Origin of the sequence: Leptospira stimsonii, assembly GCF_003545885.1 — a bacterium.
Taxonomy (GTDB): Bacteria; Spirochaetota; Leptospiria; order Leptospirales; family Leptospiraceae; genus Leptospira; species Leptospira stimsonii.
This window is the reverse complement of the sequence record NZ_QHCT01000001.1, coordinates 1,035,416-1,055,799: the sequence shown is the minus strand read 5'-3', so window position 1 is coordinate 1,055,799 and position 20,384 is coordinate 1,035,416. Positions and strand designations below refer to the sequence as shown.

General features: G+C 42.0%; 18 protein-coding genes and 1 pseudogene. 12 read left to right on the top strand and 7 right to left on the bottom strand.

What is annotated here, in order from left to right:
• Window positions 1-201 precede the first annotated feature (201 nt).
• The gene (locus tag DLM75_RS05145; RefSeq protein ID WP_118967397.1) at window positions 202-750 is read right to left on the bottom strand and encodes a DUF1564 domain-containing protein; all 549 of its coding nucleotides are present in this window, start codon (window positions 748-750) and stop codon (window positions 202-204) included.
• A 208-nt stretch (window positions 751-958) separates the two neighbouring features.
• Here DLM75_RS05145 and DLM75_RS05135 point away from each other — a divergent pair, with 208 nt between their 5' ends.
• Together DLM75_RS05135 and DLM75_RS05130 are read left to right on the top strand one after the other, a co-directional pair.
• The gene (locus DLM75_RS05135; protein WP_118967395.1) at window positions 959-2,392 is read left to right on the top strand and encodes a hypothetical protein; all 1,434 of its coding nucleotides are present in this window, start codon (window positions 959-961) and stop codon (window positions 2,390-2,392) included.
• A 40-nt stretch (window positions 2,393-2,432) separates the two neighbouring features.
• Window positions 2,433-2,711 (top strand): hypothetical protein, encoded by a 279-nt coding sequence (locus tag DLM75_RS05130; RefSeq protein WP_118967394.1) that lies wholly within the window; start codon window positions 2,433-2,435, stop codon window positions 2,709-2,711.
• Window positions 2,712-2,872: 161 nt separating this feature from the next.
• On the opposite strand, the gene DLM75_RS05125 is transcribed toward DLM75_RS05130, so the two are convergent.
• Together DLM75_RS05125 and DLM75_RS24095 are read right to left on the bottom strand one after the other, a co-directional pair.
• Window positions 2,873-3,208: an LIC10421/LIC12816 family protein gene (locus DLM75_RS05125; RefSeq protein ID WP_118967393.1), complete on the bottom strand. Its 336-nt coding sequence runs from the start codon at window positions 3,206-3,208 to the stop codon at window positions 2,873-2,875.
• 432 nt (window positions 3,209-3,640) lie between these two features.
• Window positions 3,641-3,841 (bottom strand): hypothetical protein, encoded by a 201-nt coding sequence (locus tag DLM75_RS24095; RefSeq protein ID WP_147456606.1) that lies wholly within the window; start codon window positions 3,839-3,841, stop codon window positions 3,641-3,643.
• Between the two features lie 339 nt (window positions 3,842-4,180).
• On the opposite strand from DLM75_RS24095, the gene DLM75_RS05115 reads away from it, so the two are divergent.
• The 4 genes from DLM75_RS05115 to DLM75_RS05100 all read left to right on the top strand — a co-directional run bounded on the left by DLM75_RS05115 (window position 4,181) and on the right by DLM75_RS05100 (window position 7,264).
• Window positions 4,181-4,603, top strand: coding sequence for a VOC family protein (locus DLM75_RS05115; RefSeq protein WP_118967391.1), 423 nt, complete (start codon window positions 4,181-4,183; stop codon window positions 4,601-4,603).
• A gap of 279 nt (window positions 4,604-4,882) precedes the next feature.
• Window positions 4,883-5,332 (top strand): acyl-CoA thioesterase, encoded by a 450-nt coding sequence (locus DLM75_RS05110; RefSeq protein WP_118967390.1) that lies wholly within the window; start codon window positions 4,883-4,885, stop codon window positions 5,330-5,332.
• A gap of 143 nt (window positions 5,333-5,475) precedes the next feature.
• On the top strand, window positions 5,476-5,940 hold the full coding sequence (locus DLM75_RS05105; RefSeq protein ID WP_118967998.1) for a MarR family winged helix-turn-helix transcriptional regulator: 465 nt from the start codon (window positions 5,476-5,478) through the stop codon (window positions 5,938-5,940).
• Window positions 5,941-6,082: 142 nt separating this feature from the next.
• Complete coding sequence (locus DLM75_RS05100) at window positions 6,083-7,264, top strand: thiolase family protein (RefSeq protein ID WP_118967389.1); 1,182 nt, start codon at window positions 6,083-6,085, stop codon at window positions 7,262-7,264.
• 15 nt (window positions 7,265-7,279) lie between these two features.
• Here DLM75_RS05100 and DLM75_RS05095 read toward each other — a convergent pair whose 3' ends face one another.
• Window positions 7,280-8,329, bottom strand: coding sequence for a helix-turn-helix transcriptional regulator (locus tag DLM75_RS05095; protein ID WP_118967388.1), 1,050 nt, complete (start codon window positions 8,327-8,329; stop codon window positions 7,280-7,282).
• A 109-nt stretch (window positions 8,330-8,438) separates the two neighbouring features.
• Between DLM75_RS05095 and DLM75_RS05090 the strand changes: the two genes are divergently transcribed.
• Complete coding sequence (locus tag DLM75_RS05090) at window positions 8,439-8,654, top strand: hypothetical protein (protein WP_118967387.1); 216 nt, start codon at window positions 8,439-8,441, stop codon at window positions 8,652-8,654.
• A 535-nt stretch (window positions 8,655-9,189) separates the two neighbouring features.
• Here the strand turns inward: DLM75_RS05090 and DLM75_RS05085 are convergent.
• Complete coding sequence (locus DLM75_RS05085) at window positions 9,190-9,699, bottom strand: hypothetical protein (RefSeq protein WP_118967386.1); 510 nt, start codon at window positions 9,697-9,699, stop codon at window positions 9,190-9,192.
• Window positions 9,700-9,977: 278 nt separating this feature from the next.
• Between DLM75_RS05085 and DLM75_RS05080 the strand changes: the two genes are divergently transcribed.
• Together DLM75_RS05080 and DLM75_RS05075 are read left to right on the top strand one after the other, a co-directional pair.
• The gene (locus DLM75_RS05080; protein ID WP_167731730.1) at window positions 9,978-11,081 is read left to right on the top strand and encodes a DegT/DnrJ/EryC1/StrS family aminotransferase; all 1,104 of its coding nucleotides are present in this window, start codon (window positions 9,978-9,980) and stop codon (window positions 11,079-11,081) included.
• A gap of 250 nt (window positions 11,082-11,331) precedes the next feature.
• Window positions 11,332-14,649 carry an efflux RND transporter permease subunit gene (locus tag DLM75_RS05075; RefSeq protein ID WP_118967384.1) on the top strand — a complete coding sequence of 1,106 codons (3,318 nt, stop codon included), beginning with the start codon at window positions 11,332-11,334 and terminating at the stop codon, window positions 14,647-14,649.
• 27 nt (window positions 14,650-14,676) lie between these two features.
• On the opposite strand, the gene DLM75_RS05070 is transcribed toward DLM75_RS05075, so the two are convergent.
• A complete protein-coding gene (locus tag DLM75_RS05070) occupies window positions 14,677-15,573 on the bottom strand; it encodes an LA_0442/LA_0875 N-terminal domain-containing protein (protein ID WP_118967383.1) in 897 nt (298 codons plus the stop codon).
• Window positions 15,574-16,192: 619 nt separating this feature from the next.
• Here DLM75_RS05070 and DLM75_RS24895 point away from each other — a divergent pair.
• From DLM75_RS24895 to DLM75_RS05060, 3 genes and pseudogenes are all read left to right on the top strand, one after another.
• Window positions 16,193-17,341 (top strand): annotated as a pseudogene (locus tag DLM75_RS24895) (PAS domain-containing protein); the annotation flags it as partial.
• Window positions 17,339-18,505 (top strand): sensor histidine kinase, encoded by a 1,167-nt coding sequence (locus tag DLM75_RS24890; protein ID WP_346725232.1) that lies wholly within the window; start codon window positions 17,339-17,341, stop codon window positions 18,503-18,505. The pseudogene DLM75_RS24895 and the gene DLM75_RS24890, both read left to right, overlap by 3 nt.
• A gap of 170 nt (window positions 18,506-18,675) precedes the next feature.
• Window positions 18,676-19,476: an enoyl-CoA hydratase/isomerase family protein gene (locus tag DLM75_RS05060; protein ID WP_118967381.1), complete on the top strand. Its 801-nt coding sequence runs from the start codon at window positions 18,676-18,678 to the stop codon at window positions 19,474-19,476.
• A 507-nt stretch (window positions 19,477-19,983) separates the two neighbouring features.
• Here the strand turns inward: DLM75_RS05060 and DLM75_RS05055 are convergent.
• A complete protein-coding gene (locus tag DLM75_RS05055) occupies window positions 19,984-20,382 on the bottom strand; it encodes a DUF3052 family protein (protein ID WP_118967380.1) in 399 nt (132 codons plus the stop codon).
• Window positions 20,383-20,384 lie beyond the last annotated feature (2 nt).

The following is a 20,384-nucleotide window of genomic DNA, read 5'->3' as shown; positions in this document are numbered from 1 at the left end:
TCGGCCGGCTTCACTGCAAATTCGAAAGCGAATCGATTTCATTTTTACAGAAAGAAATCAAAAGGAGAGAGAAAAAAGTGAAGATGAAAAATTCTTTCCAATTCTTTTTGCGAATTCGAAGAATCTGTACATGACTTTTCTCGGAAACTGGAAAGTCCCTTCCTAAGATAAGTTAAAATTTTTTATTTGTTTTTTCGTTCTCTACTTCGGGAGAATTAAGGAACGCGCCCAGGGAAAACTCATGTCAAAAAAGGGGCTTATTGGATTTGGAAAGAAATCTAAAGATCTAGTAATGGTGTTTTGGATTAGATCTAGTTGCCAGATATATCTGTAAACGTCATGAAAGGTAGGAACTCCTGCATTTAAAATATCTTCGATAGAATCTCCAACCTCAGCTTCTTCCAGTGACAATAGAAAATTAAAAAGAAAACATCGAGAAACACCGTGTGCTTGGGCCAAGGCGCCCAACAACGACCAATAACCGGTATTCGTTCTAAAGTTCATTTTTTTCATTTTTCCCGGATTCTGATAAAGAATAGAATCCGCTTTAGAATTCAGCCGACTTCGAGAAGACAATAGTTTGGCATACCGTCTCAAAAGATACGGTAGTTTTTTCGAAAGCTTCTTCTGCTCCTCAGAAGAAAGGCGATCAAAGTAATTCTCAGGAATCAAAAGTGTAACGACTTTTTCCTTTCTTTCGGCAAGCCGGGATTCTATTCTTTCATCAGAGTTTAAAAATATACTTTCCATTACACCTTAACGGTTCTTAGAAGTTCTCCACCGACTCGAGATTTTCCCAAAAAAACCGAATCACAAAAAAAATTAAGAGTTTCACCCGAACTTTTGACCGAGTCAAAAAAATCTTCGCGCGCAAAACGAATAAAATCTCCCGAATCGAGAAAGATCGACTCAAAACATCCTGATTGACAAATCCGATTTTTCAAAAACTCTCAAAGGAATGCGAAAGTATCTCTGGATGTTCCTCCTTTTCCTTCCCTGCTTCTACTACATAGGGACCCTCATGAGTTGGGAAAAAAAGAAAAAACTTCCGATCACGGGAGACGAACCTCATTATCTGATTATCTCCGAAAGCATTCTTCGGGATTCGGACGTGGATCTCAAAAACAATTACGAAGAAGACGCGATCACAAAACAAATTCTTGGCCCAACCGACGTAGAAAATCATACGATTCCGAAGAATGGAAAGTTATACAGCGTTCATCCCATCGGAACGTCTTGGCTTGTTTTAACCGGCTATGCCTTGTCCGGCGTGAGTGGGTCAAGAATTTTTCTCGCTCTCCTTACGGGACTCCTCCCGTTTGCATTCTTTGGAATCGGAAGAATGTTTCATTTGGATCGAGGTGAATCCGCTTTGCTAAGTCTTCTCTATTCTATCTCGCTTCCTTTTCCGATGGTCGCCGGACAAATTTTTCCGGATTTACCCTCGGGTATTTTATTCTTATTTATTTTTACCGCTCTTCTTTACTTAGAAACGAATCCGGATAAAAAAGAATTTCAGAACATTCTACTTTTTGCATGTGGATTTAGTTTTGGATTCCTTGCTTGGCTTCATGTGAAAAATTTGCCTGCGATGATTCCCCTCTTCCTTTGGTTCGTATTCAAAAAAGAATGGAATTTCAAATGGAGAGCCCTATCCTTAGGGATCTCCGTGTTTTTCATCCTCGGCCTTTTTTATTGGAATGATCTCTGGTATGACTCAATCAAAGGATCTTTTTTCGCGGCGAAAAACGCACCTCCAAGACTGGATTCCAGAATCGAACACTGGGTAACGGTCGGATTCGGACTCTTTATGGATCGCAACCAAGGCCTTTTTTTTCAAAATCCTTTGATCTGGATTCCTGGTTCTCTCGGTTGGTTTTATCTATTCCAAAATTCCGATCGTAGAAAATTCGGAATTCTCCTATTTCTTACTTTAGGAATTCAATGGTCCCTGAACGCAGGACATCCTTGTTCTTACGGATGCCTTGCTCTGCCAGGGCGATTCCAGTGGGGATCTGCGACGCTCTGGTTTATCCCTTTTTTGGGAGGATGGATTCTCCTCAAAAATCTTTCAAAATCAATTGCACAGGGAATTTTGATTCTCGCGGTTTCCTATCAAGTCTGGATCGGAAAATACTGGTTCGATCACGTCGCATCTCTCTATCACGTCATGCAACCGGACCCAGAAAAAAGACCTGGATTTTTTCCGGAATCCATTCTTCCTTATCTTCCCTCTTGGACGGATCTGGATAATTCTTGGAAGAATCCAATCAACGGAATCTGGATCGCAGTTTTTCTCTTCCCGATACTTGCTTTTAGCGCTTTTCAGCTTCGGAACAAAAAAAAGGGTCAAAATGGTCTCAAACCTTTGATTGACAGTGAAAACAAATAAGAACGAATATTCTAAAGTAATCTAACAAAAGAAGAATGCTATGAAACCGAATCCGCGCAACACCCTCCTTACGAAATCTATTCTACTCTTATTCTTTTCTTTGCCGTTTGCCGGCATTTTGGCGCAAGAAACCAACACGATTATAAAAGAGAAAATGGTCTGTCAAAAAATAGAACTGATCATCAACGGCCAAACGTACGACGATGGACATAAGTGTATTTCTCCGGAAGCGATCTGCTATCTGGTGGAAGGACTTTCTTTAAGTTGTTTTGCAAATCCGAACAAGGATTCCAATGCAACTAAGCCAAAAACGAATTAAAAGAATTCATGGTGTCGGGAAAACGAAATCGTTGCGTCGAAACTCCTTTTCGTCAGTTCAATACACAAAATTAAAAATTCAAAACCAGCCGTACAATAAAAAAGGCGCCCTTATAAGACGCCTTTTCCATTCAGCCTAAAAAAAGCAGGCCGATTTAAAGATTAAAGACTTCCAAGAACGGATTGATATCTTTGAGCTTCTCTTTCCAATGCTTGCGCTTGTTTTAAATATTTTTGAGACTGAGCGTTGCTTGCGAGAAATTTTCCACCGGTAGATCTTCTTGCAAGTTCACGAAGTTCTTCCGCTCTGGTCGCTTTTTGTTGAGCAACGGCTTTCAAATAATTTCCTACCGCAGTTTTTTGTTCTTTTGTAACTGCGCTTTCTACGATCGCTTTTTCCAGAAGTTGATCTTCAACTTCATCGGATACCGCAAAAGCGGAACTGGTTGCCAAAAGGCCGAGAAGGGAAACTACAGAAATCAGTTTGTTTGTTGTCATGATTGAAACCTCAAATGAGTTTTTATTTTTTCGAAGAACGAATCTTCTGAACCAATTAGACAAACCCTTTTGGAGAAATAAATCAAAAAAATAATCCTAAGCCTTTTTTGAATAAAAAAGTGAATCCGATCGTATAAAATATTCAATTTTTAGAATATTCCATTTTATTTAAGCACAGGAATCCTACCGTGATTCAAAAGAACACAAGCAACTACGGGTAAGCGTAGTATTTGCAATTTTTATTATAAACTTGTTTGCAAGGAACACAGAAGTCGAACGAATGCTTATAAGAAGCGCGGTTGTCCTCTTTGAACGCACCTCTTCCTATATTCTAAACAATTCTTTCTCGAATTGCGGTGCCTCTTGCAGGATTTATATCCAAAATCAAAGATAGAAGATCTTTTCTGAAAGAAATCTGGAGAATTGCCCAACTCAGCGACTTTGCTCATTTAATAAGCATTTATTTTTTGCAAAATCTGCTTTATTTTGGAGCAATGGAGTTGAATAAATAGGACAATCTCCGCCACAGGAAGCAAATATTCTTAAGACAAAGCAAAGAGAGGTTAATTGAAGAAGAACTTTATGTCGCTCTTCCTCTTCAAAGAATCGGAATTCAGAAAGAATTTTGATCATTCTCTCTTCTTTTTCCCGATTGGATTGGATCCTCTCAGCGAATTTCACCGAAGAATTTCAGGCCATTTACAATACGAGCGACCTTTTCCTCGAAAAACGAAGGAGTTCCTACTTTCAGCGCTCAAAAAGGATGCAGATTTTTTTTAACAAAAGGTCGGAAATTTCTCCATTTCGGGAATGTCCGGGCAAACTCTCCAAAGGAAAAATTCATAAGAACCCCTAGCCTGACTCAAATTGGCCGCATCCACGCGAGAAAGCGGACGACGCTTGGAAAGAAATTTCCATTTTTTACGAATTGTATAATCTATCCTTCATTCGATTCTGGCAACTGGAGAAAACATGAAATATCTTCACACAATGATTCGAGTTCAAGACTTAGAAAAGGCTCTCGATTTTTTTTGTATGACCCTCGGACTCGTCGTCTCGCGTAAGAAAGAACATCCGGAAGGAAAATACACACTCGTCTTCTTATCAACGGGAGAACCGGACGCACCGGAGATCGAGCTGACATACAATTGGGGACAGAAAGAACCTTACACCAGCGGTAGAAATTTCGGCCATCTCGCCTTCGAGGTGGATAATATCTATGAGACCTGCGCGAAAATTTCCGCAAGAGGAATCACCATCAATCGCCCACCAAGGGATGGAAGAATGGCTTTCATTCGATCTCCGGATTTGATTTCGATCGAACTCTTACAAAAAGGACACTCCCTTCCCCCTGAAGAGCCTTGGCTTTCCATGCCAAACACGGGAGAATGGTAGTCAAAATCCGATTCCTCATTCAATGATAGAGCGAGCGGGAAGATTTTTTTTCCATCTCGCTTCCGTCCATCTTTTCCTTATCCACTCTTCCGATTCGAAAGAATTTCACTCATTTTCCATTTAAAAAACGAAATCGGAAGAGCTTTTTTGCTAAATTCTAATCAGCCACTTTTCGAAAAAATATAAATCCTGAAAAATTCCTCCGAACAAAACCCGAAGAATCGATTGACATTTTATAGTGTATATGCACTATAAAATCATTGAAGGAGATCAATCAAGATGGAAGAGACATTTCTATTTGAATCCAAGATTCCTGTCCGCTTTAGCGACACGGACATCAACGGACATGTAAACAATCAGAATTATAATTCCTATTGCGACGAAGCAAAGATGAAGGCTTTTATCAGTTCCGGAATCGATATGGAAAAAACCAAACAAAGTGGAATCGGTCCCATCGTCTATAAAGCGGAATACGAATATCTTTCCGATCTAAAATATCCTGACACTGTGATCGTAAAAACCAGGGTCGAATTTATTAAGAGAACCCGAGCGATCTTTCATCAACAATTGATTAGAGAATCCGACGGAAAAATCGTGAGCAAGGTTCGATCCTATGGAATGTGGATCAACTTTGAAACGAAAAAACCCGCATTCTTACCATTGGAAGTCTTAGAAAAAATGGGAAACTTAAAATTCAACTCGGAACATCGAGAAGCGACTTTGGTCTGAGGAACTTTGATTTTCGATTCTTTTGGGAAAGGTTGGAGTAAGGATAGAATGCAAAGGGTATTCCAAAGAATTTTAATCCGACCCGAGATCCGATTGTTTTTTCCTTTGAAAATCGGAACTTGGTTCCAAAGAGGTATTCGATCGTGAAGTTTTCGAACGAGGATCTAAAAGTCATCGGCCTTTCCTGTCTGAATGTAAACCTGAGAAGAACGACTCGATTGGTAACCTCGTTTTACGATTTCATTCTGAAACCTTCCGGATTGAGAATCACACAGTTCACGGTTTTGGCGAGCATCGCCTATCAAGAAGAACCGAGCATCACCGATCTCGCGAAAATCACCGACATCGACAGGACAACTCTCCAGAGAAGTTTAGAAATTCTAAATCGAGATGGATTGATCCGAATCGAAAAAAAGAAAATCGGAAACGTTCGCTCCGTACAACTCACTAAAAAAGGAGAATCTAAACTTTCCGAAGGAATCGATCTCTGGAAACAAGCTCAGGATTCTCTTATGGAAGACCTTGGAAGAACGAAGTTCAAGGATACTCTCAAAATTCTATCGGAGGTAAGAAAACTTCCCGTTTTAAAAACGGCTTTGGAAGAATAAGGCAAACGACCCCAAGCCGCATGACTTTATCGGAATTGTCTTAAATCTTTGCAGTAGTTTTGAGTTTTGGGACGAGCTCTAAAACAAAGAGCGCCTAATCAACTGAGATATTATAGTGCATATACACTAAAAGGAGTAAACAATGGCGGTTATCATCGATGGAGCAAGAACTCCCTTCGGAAAATTCGGCGGAGGACTTAAAGATTTCACTTCTTCGGAGTTGGGTGTCATCACGGCAAATGAGACAATCCGTAAAACGGGAATCGATCCTTTGGAAATAGAAGAAACAATTTACGGAAACGTAATACAGGACGATCAGGATTCCGCATATCTCGCCAGACATATCGGTCTTCGATCCGGTTTGGCGGAAAGTTCGAGCGCTTTGACCCTCAATCGACTTTGCGGCTCGGGTCTGGAAAGCATCATCATCGGAGCCAGAAAAATTCTTTCCAAAGAGAACAATTTGATTCTCGCGGGAGGAACTGAATCCATGAGCAAAGCGCCTTTTGTCTTAAAGAACGCGAGATGGGGAAATAAATACGGGAATTCGATCACCGAAGATCGATTAGCGCAAAGCCTTACGGATTGTTTTGTCGATCTCACGATGGGAATGACCGCGGAAAATATCTCGAAACACTTTCAAATTTCCAGATCGGATCAAGACGAATGGGCAGGCATCTCCCAGGTTCGCGCCGAAAAAGCGACGACCAGAGGCGCTTTCTCCGATGAAATGATTCCGGTTCAGACAAAGGGTAAAAAATCCGTTCTTCTTCAAAAGGACGAACAAATCCGGGGAGCGGAATGTGTGGAACAACTGAAAAATCTTCCTACCGCATTCTTAAAAGATGGAAGTGTCACGGCGGGAAACGCATCAGGGATCAATGACGGAGCCGCCTCCGTTCTGATTTCCTCGGAAACATGGGCGAAAAACGCGAAACTGAAACCGTTAGCGCATATTCTCGGTTATGCGAATGTCGGTTGTGATCCGAAAATGATGGGACTCGGTCCGGTGTTTGCGGTTCCAAGAGCTTTATCCAATGCGGGAATCAAGATCGAGGACGTTGATCTTTTCGAAATTAACGAAGCATACGCCTCTCAAACGTTAGCCGTCATCAGAGAACTAAAATTGGATCCTGAAAAAACGAACGTAAACGGAGGTGCCATCGCGATCGGACATCCTCTCGGAGCCAGCGGAACTCGAGTTACTTTGGCCTTAGCCTACGAACTGAAAAGAAAAAACAAACGATTTGGAGTCGCCTCTCTTTGTATCGGCGGTGGGCAAGGAATCGCAATCGTTTTAGAAAATTCTGAGTTTAGAAATTAGAACTCCGGTTTCAATTCAAACGTTCTCCGAAAACGATTGATAATTGAACGATATTTGTTCGACGTTCTTCCGGAACGCCTGCGCCAAGGTTTCCGGAAGAATTTTTTGAATCGTGTCTCTTGCTTCGATCAAAAACGGAAACAATCCTTCTTGATTTGTGATTTTCAATCGAAAAGAATCTCGTTTAAATTCTTCATAAGGAATTTCTGATATTGCATTTCGAACCTTATACGAAAATTCGGGATCGCAGATCAGCTCCACTTCGATCGGATCGTGAACTTGAAAAAGAGCCGGATGAAGAACCCAATCCTGAGAAATCTCCCTTTTGAGTCCTTGCGGTTGATAGAGAGAATTTTCGGCGATCGATTCCAATTTTGAAATTTTAGGAATGATAAATCTTCTTCTTTCCTTTTTCTTTCGATCGTAAGCCAGAAGATAGTAGTCTTCCGAATTTTTGCGAATCAATCGGATCGGATCGACTTCCACTCGATATGTTTCTTCCGGAAATGTTTTGTAATACAAAAACTGAATCGGGGATTTTGTTTTCAAAGATTCGAGGAGTTTTTTGAGAATCTCTTCCGAAGAGCTACTCTCATTTTGGCTGAGATTTTTTTGCGTTTTTAAATCCATCTCCAACTCGGGATAGACGTCCAATTTTCCTTCAAAGAGTTTTTGAGAAAGAGAATAGAGTTCGAGAGACGGAGATTCTTGATAGGATCTTAGAATCATTTCCGCGAGGACTTGCAATTCTTCCTTTTCTAATTTCAATTCTCGATTGGAGACGTTTCGATCCAAGACGTAACCTTCCTGAGTGGAACGAACGAAAAAGCCGAGTTCTCCCAATTCTTCCACATCTCTGGAAAGTTTCTTTCGATCGGAATCCGGATTCTCCAAATTCTGATAATGATCCGGAAGTAAGGAACGGATTTTTGTAAAACTCAAGGGAGAATGATGATTGAGAAGATTGAATAAGAGCGCTGAGAGCCTGGATTCCGTCTTTCCTGCTTCCTTGACGGGAATCGGAAAATCCTCTTCCTCATCGTTCCAGTTTTCATTTTGAGACATAGCTGAAACTTTCCGAGAATCCGGATTCTAAGCAACTCGAAAACCACTTGAATCCCATCGCTTTCTTTGCAAAATCTCCTCATTCTTAGTTTTTGAAAAAGGAACCAAAATGAATACGATTCTCCATTACATCATTCCTCACACCGTCGGAATCATTCTCATCGCAATCGGTTGGTACGTGAGTATCTTGAATGTCGGCCTCACCCGTTTCACGGAGAATGTGCTGATTTCCAAGTGGACCGTCGGCGGCTTGATCTTAATTCTCATAGGCGCTTATCTTCCGGAAATCTGGATCGGAACCAGAAATCTTTTTAAGAAAGACTAAAAAAGTAGAAGCCGGAAGCAATTCCGGTTTTTTTTGAGATCCGGATTTTTCGTCGATTGATCTACAAAGTTATTTTTTGTTTTTTCATTCTAAAAACAAGAATCGGCGTTGTTCCGGACTTTCCCCTTCGCGAAGTCAAAGCAAAGTCAATAAGTTCCACCATTCTATAAAACATCATGAATATTGAATGTGATTTACAATAGCCGTCTTAAATGAAAAGCCGAACGAAATTCTTCGAGTTTTATTTCTAAATGAATCAATCTGAGATTATTTTCGATCAATCGAATCCGGAAAACGATTTTTGTGGATCTATCATTCGAATCCGATTCTATTTTAGTAATCAAAGACACTTCACCTTTCGTAAATCTCCGTGTAAGACCGAAAGAGATATTTACAAATGAAAATATTCAAAACATTCTTTTTTTGAATGATTCTCGCCGCCTTTTCCTTTCCGGTCGTGTTTTACAAAATGAAGTAGACACTTTCGATCAAGAAGTGCTCTTCATCTTAGCCGCGACGTCCCTGGACTCAAAGTTTACGAATCTTGGCGCAAGTAAATGCAAATTCCTTGAATAGTCAGGAAGTGGCAAACCGGAACGTTGATTCGGGAAGCACCTGTACTGGACTGCGCTTTTTTTTTCGAAAACAATGCAACCTCTTCGAAAAGATTTCTTCTTCCCGGCGTAGGAATGTTTTCGGTAAAAGCTTCCTTCGGTGCTTCGATTGCGTGTTCCTCTGCTCCAGCCATCTTGTCGGCAAACAAACGAACCGTGGACTGCTTTGTGAATCTCAAATACCGTGGATTGCCTGTAAAAGCGGCAAAAGAACTCGTTTCCGAAAAGATTCTTCTTTTAAGCCTTTCGTTCGGGAATTCGAGAAAACTTAGGACTTTTCCTACTGATATAGGAGTTCCTACTTTTTCCAAACAAGGTCGAGCGTTTTTCTGAAGTTTCAGTCCGATAGGAGTTCCTACTTTTTCCAAAACAAGGCCAGGCGCTTTTCTGAAGTTCCGTCCGATAGGAGTTCCTACTTTTCCCCGAAACAAAGCCGAGCGTTTTTCTAAAGTTCCGTCCGATAGGAGTTCCTACTTTCTCCAAAACAAAGCCGGAACAAGGAGAATTCCGCAATAAAACGGAGCTCCAACGACTGGCCTTACCTATGATCGCGGGAGTTCCCACAAAATTCCTCTCGAAAGGGAAGATTTTTCTTGTACTTTTTCCCGTACCTACGATTCTCCGTTTGCGGCCTGTCAAAAAGGAATTTACGAGATTTTTCTTTGGATCAGAATGCGACATAATATAATTATATGAGCTTGAGTTGGATATGAGTAGCACCGAAACTGAAATTCTAGAAAAGAATCCTAAGAAAAAAACGGAGATTGAATTTCACAAACCGACTCTTTCGAGAGAGGATCTGAAAACGGTCCTGGAATGCCTCGTAGAAGACCATCTCACGACCGGAAATGTTACAACCCGATTTGAAAAGGTCTTTGCATCGACCTTTCGATTCAAACAGGTCGTTTCCAGTAGCAATCTTACTTCCGCTTATCACTTAGCTCTTCTTGCGCTGGAAGTCCAAGCCGGAGACAAAGTGGTTCTCTCCACATTCGCACCGGTTTCCGCACTCGATGCGATTTTTCTTCTCAAAGCGATTCCTCTCGTAGTGGATTTGGATAAGAATTCCTTTCACATGAGCGCAGAAGGTTTGAAAACCGCGCTCGAAGATTCTTCCGTAAAAGCGATCATCTTGGATCACGCGTTTGGCGCCGTCGTCGAAGCGAAACGTTACGACTTCAAAGAAATTCCGGTAATCGAAGACATCTCGGAAGTTTTAGGCGCACAAAGTGAAACCTTCACTCCTGGGAAACAAGGAAGTCTTGCGATCTGCGGCCTTTCCGTGGATCAGATGATTACAACCGGAAACGGAGCGATGATCATCACAGATCAGGAATCCCTCGCAAAAAAAATGCGGGCGATGAAGGCGGGAAAGGAACCCTATCAAAGAAAAGAAGGCCAACCGAAGCTGGATTATAACCTAATCGACTACCAAGCCGCCTTAGGAATCGAACAACTTTCCAAAATCGGAATCATCTTAGAAAGAAAGAGAAAGATCGCTCAAGTTTATCACCAATCGATTTCCGGAACCTCGGTCACAACTTGGTATGGAGATCCGAACCTGGATACGTTCAATCGTTTTATCATCATCGCACCCGGCGCTTACGAACAGGTGGAACGCTATTTCCGTTCCCTTCAAATCGGAACCCAAAGAGCTTCCGATGAACCGATCCATCATATTCTCGAACTTTCCAATTCGGATTTCCCGAACGGAGAAAGACTTTTTCAAAGAGGACATTGTATTCCGGTTTATCCGAACCTCACGAAAGACAATATCCAAAGAATTTCCCAAGCGATTCGTAGAATCTACTAATCCATTTAGGTTCCCAAAAAAACGAAAAAGAGCTCCTACATATTAAAAAAGTAGGAACTCCTATTTTTGAATGTTCCAAATTCCCTTTTCATTGTAGAATCTTCTGAAAACATTCTTCAAAAATTGTTTTCGTATTCAAACTATTAAGTCCGATTTTTGACTAAGAATCTAAAATTTCTCTACGGAGAATTGATAGTGATTTCCTTTTTTGGAAGGAAGCCACTCTCTGGCAGATACACTGAGGTAATCCATGAATATCGCCCAGCTTTCGATCAAACGACCTATTTTTATTTCGAGTATCGTTCTTCTTATGCTTCTCACCGGCTGGGTGGCGTTGGGAAGAATGGGAGTCGATCTCTTTCCGGATGTTAACATTCCCGTAGTCTCAGTCACTACCATCTATCCTGGAGCAGGTCCGGAAGAAATTGAAGAGCTCGTCTCTAAACCGATGGAGGAAGAACTTTCTTCCATCTCCGGTCTTAAAAAAATCTCCTCCCGAAACCAAGAAGGTGTCTCGGTTGTTTTTGGAGAATTCACTCTCGATACGGATATCAAATACGCAGAACAACAATTCCGCGATAAAGTAGGACTTGTAAAACCGAAACTTCCCACCGGAATCCGAGAACCGAAAGTGGTTCGTTTCGATCCTGCGGATCAGCCGATCATCCGTCTTGCGGTCTTTGCGGAATTGGATCAGGCACAACTCTACGACTTAGCAAAAGAAACGATCAAATCCAGACTCGAGCAAGTACAAGGTGTCGGCTCCGTAAAAATCGTCGGCGGAACCAGAAGAGAAATCCAGATCGAACTCGACCGAAACAAACTCAGTTCTTATCAAATGCCGATGGTCGTCATCGCAAACCGGCTAAAAAGCGCGGGCTTAAACGTCCCTGTTGGAAAATTTGAAACCGGTTCCAAAGAAACTTCCTACAGAACCTTAGGAAGATACGAATCCCTTTCTCAAATTGAAAACACGATCGTCTCTTTCGGCGGAGAAGTCGGAAACGCGGTCTTAATCAAACAATTGGGAACCGTACGAGACGGAACCGAAGACGAAGAAACGATCGGATATCTCTGGGCTTCCAAAGACGACGTAGAAGAGGAAAAATCTTCCTTTTTCGCGAAAATCGGAAACTTTTTTAAAGGCAAAAAGGAAGTCAGCGAAATCCCGAAAGAAATCAAACCGGCGCTTTTCATCGACGTCTACAAACAATCCGGCGGTAACACGGTTGCGGTTGCCGACGAGGTTCTCAAACGAATCGGGAAACTCAACGACGGAATCAAAGACATGGAAGGAAAGCCGAAAATTCGGCTGATCCGTGACGGTTCCAAATGGATTCGATACAACGTGGAAGACGTAACCGAAGCGATCGTAATCGGAATGCTTCTCGCGGTCATCACGGTTTACTTTTTCTTAGGAAACTTCCGTTCCACTGTGATTACCGGACTTGCACTTCCAAACTCGATGCTCGGTGCATTCGTTCTTATGTGGGTCATGGGTTTTACGATCAACGTTATGACCCTTTTGGCCTTATCCTTGGCGGTGGGATTGCTCGTCGACGACGCGATCGTCGTTCGAGAAAACATCTTCCGAAAGCTGGAAGAAGGAATGGGAGTTTTAGAAGCGTCCGAAAAAGGAACTACAGAAGTAACGTTAGCCGTAATCGGAACATCCCTTACGGTAATCGCCGTATTCTTACCCGTTGGATTTCTTTCGGGGATCGTGGGACAATTCTTTAAACAGTTCGGATTGACGGTCGTATTTGCGATGTTGATCTCCCTGTTTGACGGTCTTGCAGTAGCGCCGATGCTTTCCGCTTACTTTGCTGGAAAGATAGATCATCACGCGAAGAAAAACAAAGCGGTGGAAGCTTTTGACAAGTTCCAAACCTGGTTGGAAAAACAATACGGAAGAATCATGAGAGTCGCTCTGAAAAGACCGGGCCTCGTTCTTTTAGGCGCGCTCGGAATTTTCATTCTTTCCATCTTCTCATTGAAATTCGTAAAGAGTACGTTCTTACCCGCAAACGATCAGGGAGAATTCTTAGTTACCTTGGATCTTCCACCGGGAACCAGCCTTCAAGGAACCAAACTTGTAGCCGATCAAGTCTTGGACGTGATCAAAAAAATTCCTGAAATGGATATGGTTGCCGTTACGATCGGTAAACCGGACGGAGGAGAACCAAACGCGGCGACTCTTGCGGTTGCATTAGTAAATTCTAAAAAACGAAAACGTACGACCACTCAAGTCAAAGACGATATTCGAGAAATCCTCAAAGCCTTCACTTACGCGAGGCCTGCGGTTTCCGATTATAGCGCGGTTGGAGGCGGGATCCAATATCCGTTCCAACTCGTAATCAAAGGCGAGAACTTGGCGGAGATGGAAGTATATTCCAAAAAGGTTGTGCAGAGATTGAAGTCGATCTCCGATCTCGCCGACTTGGATACGGATTACAGAGCCGGAAAACCGGAATACCAAATCCATTTGGATAACATGAGAATGCAGTTGGTCGGAGTTCTTCCCGGTGTGGCCGGTTCCGAACTTCGTTATCAAATCGCCGGAGACGAGGTCAGCAAGTTCTATGATAAAGGGATCGAGTACGAAGTAAGAATGAGACTTCAGCCGGATCAGAGAAACCTGCGGATGGCTTACGGACAAACGAAGGTTCCGAATATCGCAAACAAGTTGATTCCCCTTTCCGCGATTAGTACGGGAAAAGAGACCGCCGGTCCTTCTCGAATCAACCGTATCGACCGCGCGAGAACGATTGTCGTCAACGCGAACTTAGCTCCGGGAGGAGCCGTACAAGACGCGACTCGGATGGCGGACGAAATTATTAAAAAGGAACTTCCTCCACCTCCCGGAATCCGTTACAACTTCCAAGGTCAATCCGAAGACTTTAAGGAATTGTTGGCGAATATCGTTTTAGCGTTCGGATTAGCGTTGGTATTTATCTATCTCGTACTTGCGTCGTTATACGAATCGTTTATCACACCGGTCACGATTCTTTTTGCGATTCCACCGGCGATCTCGGGAGCTTTCTTCGCACTTGCTCTTACGAATGAAATGCTCAACCTCTTCTCGATGATCGGTTTGATTCTTCTTATGGGACTCGTTGCGAAAAACTCGATTCTTCTCGTGGATTATGCGATGCAGGCGATGAGAGACGAAGGATTGTCAAGGGACGAAGCGATCTACCAAGCCGGACTTGTTCGACTCAGGCCGATCTTGATGACTTCTCTTGCAATGATCATGGGAACCGTTCCGATCGCATTGGGATTCGGGGAAGCCGCGAAATCAAGAACCGCGATGGGGATTGCGATCATCGGAGGATTGATTCTTTCCACCGTGGTTACTCTCGTCGTCGTTCCATCGATCTTCGGATTTATCGACCGTTTTAGAGAATGGATCGAATCCAAATTCCGTCCGGATTACGACATGAACGCTTCCTTGGTTCATCCGGCGTCGCATCCTTCCAACGGTCAGATGGCTTACGAAAAAGAATTACTTCTGGCTCAAGAAGAATCTTTTCCGAAAAAAGCCGCTTCCAAAAAGCCGAAGAAATAACATTCAAAAAATCGAATGGAGAATCCGCTAAAAACGGATTCTCCAACTGAGATCCCAGCGACTTTGACTAATTCCTGAAAGGCCGGCTTGCGGTAACATAGGAACGTTATTTCTCTCGGGAGAATCCTGAGGTAAGACCGGACTTGTGGGTGTCTGTGAAGAATCGGGTTTCACATTGATTTCAATCGATTCTTTCTTTTCTTCCGGAGCTTTTCCGAAAAAATTCCAAGGTCTCCCGTACAACCACGCATCGATTAAATTGAACGTATAGATCGTCAAAAAAAGGACGAAAGCGGAAGATGCATGAATTCCAGCTTGGTATCTTTGGTTTCGTATTTCATTCGCGTTTAAAAAGGCACCCGCGATCAGAGTCGGGTTTCCGCTCGTCCCGGACAGGATGGACAATCGATTCGCTTCACTCAAATCCTGCGTTTCCTTTTTAAATTTCGAATCCGCTTGCATCCAATAAAGAAACGTAAGCCCTGCAGAAACGGAGAAAAAATAACCTCTTTCGGAATCCTTTCTATGAAATTGCCCCCAACCGGGAAGAAGCGCGCTTCTCCAAAGAGAAGCTCTTGCAAGTTCCTGATTCTTTTCCACTTCTTCCTTTTTTAGAGATTCTTGGATTTCCCGCTCGGAAAGGGATTTTTTCAGCGAATCGATTTCTACGAGCATCTTTTCTTTTTCTCGCAATTGATTTCGAACATAGACCTCTTCGTCTTCGTTAAACGAAATCCGAGAAACCTTTTTCTTTTCTATATCCCAAGTTTCCCTCTCGTTGGAGACAGTGACCTTATCCATGTCCTGATTGATCACTTTAACGAAAAGGACTCTACCGTCTTTCAAGTAGATAATATCCGCAAAGAGAGAATCATTCCAAAAAATGAATGTAATTAGAATCCAGTAAATCTTACTTTTCCACATGATGCTTTATACGCTTTTGCGAGAATTTTCACCGGAAAAACTAAACGTAATCTTTGAATTCCAATCCGGTTGCCTACAAGCACGATTCAAAAAAAGAAATCGGTCAATTTGAATTTAAAGGATTGATGTGATTTAAGAAACAAAAACCTCGATCCGCGCCTTTGCACGATGGCAATACAAACTATTTAAATGGCGATTCGCCGATTCGCATATTCTTAACAGAACGATTGTGGACAATAGGATCGTTGCGACCCATTTACTTGCATTGCGTCGCCTTATCGGAAAAAACGGTCCGACTCGGAAAAGCAATAAACAAAAAGAATTACGATCTCGTCCATCGAAATGCCTATCACAAAAATGAAAGATCTTCTTTCCAAATTCGAAATGTAAAAAACCGGACGGACGAATCTTTGGATTTTTAAAATCAAAAGCAGGATTCTATTTTCTTAACGATAACAATCGAATCGTAAACGCGAAACAAGATGTCAAGTATGACAAAGAGGGCGATATATGTTCATACCCGAAAGCACATTTTCGTGTTAGAATATAAATCCAATGGACAGGGCGGGAACTTCTTCGTCCAATGAAAGAAGACTTCGTAAGGTAAGGGATTTTAGAATTGAATCCAAAAAACCAAACTATCATCGGGAACGTTTATTCTCCCGAATCTTCAGAGGTATTAGATCATCTTCCTTTATTGATCTGTAAATTTCTTCCGGATACAACTCTCACTTATATCAATCAAAGTTGCTGTAATACTTTCGGAAAAACGAAACAACAACTCTATACAATTCAGTGGATTCACTTTCTTCCCGAACCGGTTCGGAACAGGATTTACGAAATTTTAAAGAACATTAAGAATACTTTAGAGCCCGAGTCCCATTCTTATCAGATACGGAATTCGGATGGAAAACTCCTAAACGTGGAATGGAAAATCTATCCTGTCATCGATATACAAAATCAATTCCAAGGATATCTCGGAGTAGGCACCGATAAGACAAAGGAAGTTAGCGCGGAAACCAGCGTAAAAGAAAAAGACGATCTTTTAAAAAAAATCCTGGGAACGATCGACGATCTGATTTGGTCCGCCGACGTCAAAAGAAATGAACCACTGTTCGTAAGCGAAGCCGCTCGAAAGATATACGGAGTTGAACCGGAAGAATTTACAAAAGACCATGAGCTCTGGGCAAAAATGGCCCATCCGGAAGACCGGCAAATCATAGAAAAGAAAATACAAGCACTCAACTCGGGAAGCCCTTTTGTGGAAGTCGAGTATCGAGTCATCAAAAAGGACGGGGAGATCATTCATGTTTGCGATCGCTCTTGGGTAGTTTCGGACGAAAAGGGTGAACCGGATCGATTTGAAGGGATCACGAGGGATATCACTCGGGAAAAAGAACTACAAAGTGAAATGGACAAAATTCGATCGACGATCCATTCGATTATCGGAAATACGAACGATCCCATTTGGTCTTTGGACAAAAATTATAGACTAACTTATTTTAACGAAGCGATGAGAATGCGTTATGAAAGACTTTCCGGGTTGGAAATTCAAACCGGAATGACCTTGGAAGAAATCGCGCCCAACACGGAACTCAAAAACCTATTCCGAAAGTTATTTGAAAGGGCATTTCAAAACGAACAATTCGTTTACGATCAGGAGATCGACGGAAGGATTCTGGAATTATCGTTCAATCCCATCTCAAAAGAAGATGAGATTACCGGAGTAGCCGTATTTTGCAAAGACATCACGGATAGAATGTCCATGGCGGAGAAGCTGGCTCGATCGGAGGCCAATCTAAGAATATTGGTAGAGAACGCGAAGGATTCCATACTTTCCGTGGATAGAAACTACAAGATCCTAGTGATGAATCATACGTTTTACAATTCCATAAAAAATCTGTACGGCCTCGACATCAAAGCGGGAACGAATATTCTAAAAGAATTCAGTTCCGAATCAAAGGACTATTGGAAGGAAATCTATGATGAAACTTTTTTAGGAAAGTCGATTCATAAGGAATTGGAAATAAAAACACAAGAAGGTCTTTTGTATTATTATGAAATTCTAACATATCCGATTTTCAGCAATTTTCCTTCCTCCAATCGAAAAAGTTTAGAGAACGAATTCCCTCGGACCTTCGAAATCAAAAACGTCCCCCTTCCGTTCGGAGAAGAGACGGTTTCCGGAGCAACGGTTTATATAAGAGATATCACGGAAAGAAAAATCCATGAGCAGAAGGCGATCAATCGAATCAAGAGCAAGGATCGTCTTCTCGCGGCGGTGGCACACGATCTCAAAAATCCTATCAGCGGAATTTTAAGTCTCACCGAGTTGATGAAAGACCAGGAAACAAATCAGAAGAATATAGAATTATTGAATAGGATGCTCCGCGCCGGAAGCAAGTCGCTTCATATTATTCAGGAACTTCTACAGATCGCAGAGATGGAGAATGAGAACTATCGCTTAAAATTGGAGAAGACAAATCTCAATTACCTCATCGAAACGTTAATCAAACAAAACGCGACGGAAGCCGAAAAGAATAAAATCAAATTGTATACGAACCTCGGAGACGATCCGATCCACGTTCAGCTTGAATCGATCAAATTTCAGAGAGTGTTGGAAAATTTAATTTCAAATTCATTGAAGTTCACGAAAGAAGGCGGAGAAATTCTAATACGATCCTTTACGAAAAATAAAAAAGCGATCATCGAAGTAGAAGATTCAGGAATCGGGATTCCTGAAGGTTTGCAACCGGTCATTTTTGAACAATTTACAAGAGCAAAACGTCAAGGACTCAAAGGAGAGGAAACGACGGGCTTAGGGATGTCGATCGTAAAAGTAATCGTAGAACTACATAAAGGAAAAATTCGAATGGAAAGCCAGGAAGGAGTTGGTACAAAATTCGTCATAGAACTCCCTCTTGAACCGTAAAGCCATAAGATCCGATCGACAAAGGATGCCCCTCTTGCCTAATGGTTCTGATTCCAAATCAATTAATTCTCCATTCTCTAAAATTAAGTTTGATCCAAAACTATCAAAATCGAATTTTGGAATGAGATAGAATTATAAAAAGAAATAAGAATAAATCAAAGAGGACTCTTATGAAATTAGCGAAAGAAATCATCACTGCAAAAGATTCTAAGATTGGAGTTTTGAAATTAGTACCCGATGGTCCAATGACACTTACTCTTCCGCTCATGCAGGAGTTGGGTTCCATCTTAAGAGAATTTACTTTGGATCAAGATATCAGAGCAGGTATTATCGCGGGACCAGACGGAGATTTTTGCGTAGGTTTGGATCCGGATGCGATTCTAAATTCGAATCAAGAAGAAATAGGAAAGATTATGACGGGTGTATTTGATATGTTTGCTTCCTTAATCAGCTTTCCAAAACCGTTGATCTCGGAAGTCGGAGGGAACGCAGTGGGTGGGGGAGCGATTATTGCTTATACCTGTGACTATCGTTATATGGTAGATGGAAAGGGAAGAATCGGATTCGCAGAACCTTTAGTCGGACTTCCTCTATCGTCTTCACTAGTGATACGGATGAGACAGACGATGTTGCCTTCCGCGGCGGCGGAAGCGGCTCTGGAAGGAGCTCTCTACAAACCTGCAGAAGCGGTTCAGAATGGATTGTTAACCGACATAGGCGCGTCCTTAGAAGAGCTGAGAAAAAAATCTCTGAGTAAAATTAATGTTCTCAATCGAGTTCCCGCTTCAGCGACTCAAGAGACAAAAAGATCTCTCAACAGAGAAGCATACGAAGCGGCGAAAGCCGCTCCAAAACAACTCGCGAATCTCTTCAAAGAACAGCCGAGTATGGTTCAAAATTTGATGGAAGCGATGAAAGCCAACAAAGAGAGAAGAAGACCGGTCTTAACTCACGAAACAAACTATCAGTAAAACGATATTCGTTTCTCGAGCGCCCAAGTGCTCCGCTTATACGCGGACCGGGTTTGTTCCGGATGGGACCCATTCTCATATAAAACGCAGGGCGTTTCCCGTTCCTACCGCTTCGATCCAAGGAAAGAAGCGGTGTCGAAATGGACCGCAGGAAAAAAATAACAATCGTTTTAAAAGTGTAACCCATGTCTCCGGTTTAAACCATCCCCTTTGTTCCAAGATGTCCAAGGAATTCAGGAAGCAACCGAGGGTATGGTTTTCTGAAGAATTCTTAGTGAAAACTAATAAGAGATCTTGATGGAATATCGGAACCTATTTCCAAATCCGAAAAAAAGGAAGAGCTCTTACAGGGATAGAGGAACTTTTAAATCGTTTTCATTGACATTACGAAAGATGATTTCCGTGGATTGAAAAAGCGGGAGTTCCCACATTCTTGGGTTTTAGTACAAGTTTTTGTTTCCCCAATTCTTATTGGAGTTCCTACATTCCAAGATTTCCGTGGAATCCCTAAGTTTTTCTTTTATAGAACTTAAGTCCGGACCAGATCTCCGAAACCGCACAAACTTTGACATCCACAATTCCGAGTTTTAGACCGATTTCACGGACAACATTTTCGGTAACGTCTGTCGCGATCTTTGAAGAACCTTTCGGCCAGGAAATCCAAATCATTCCCTTATCGGCAAGATGGTCGACCAGTTTAGAAAACTGATTCTGAAGGTCTTTTGCTTCTTTCGTGAATACATGCAAATAATCGAATGAACCCTTGAGCGAATTCGATGTTTCTACTTTCGTTAAATAACTTTCGAGTTCGTTCCGGACGTCGTCCGGCAAACCTTTGAAATACACTTTCATTCCCGATTTTAAACCGAGTTTATCTCCCAGGGGCTTACCGGAATAACCAGCCACGA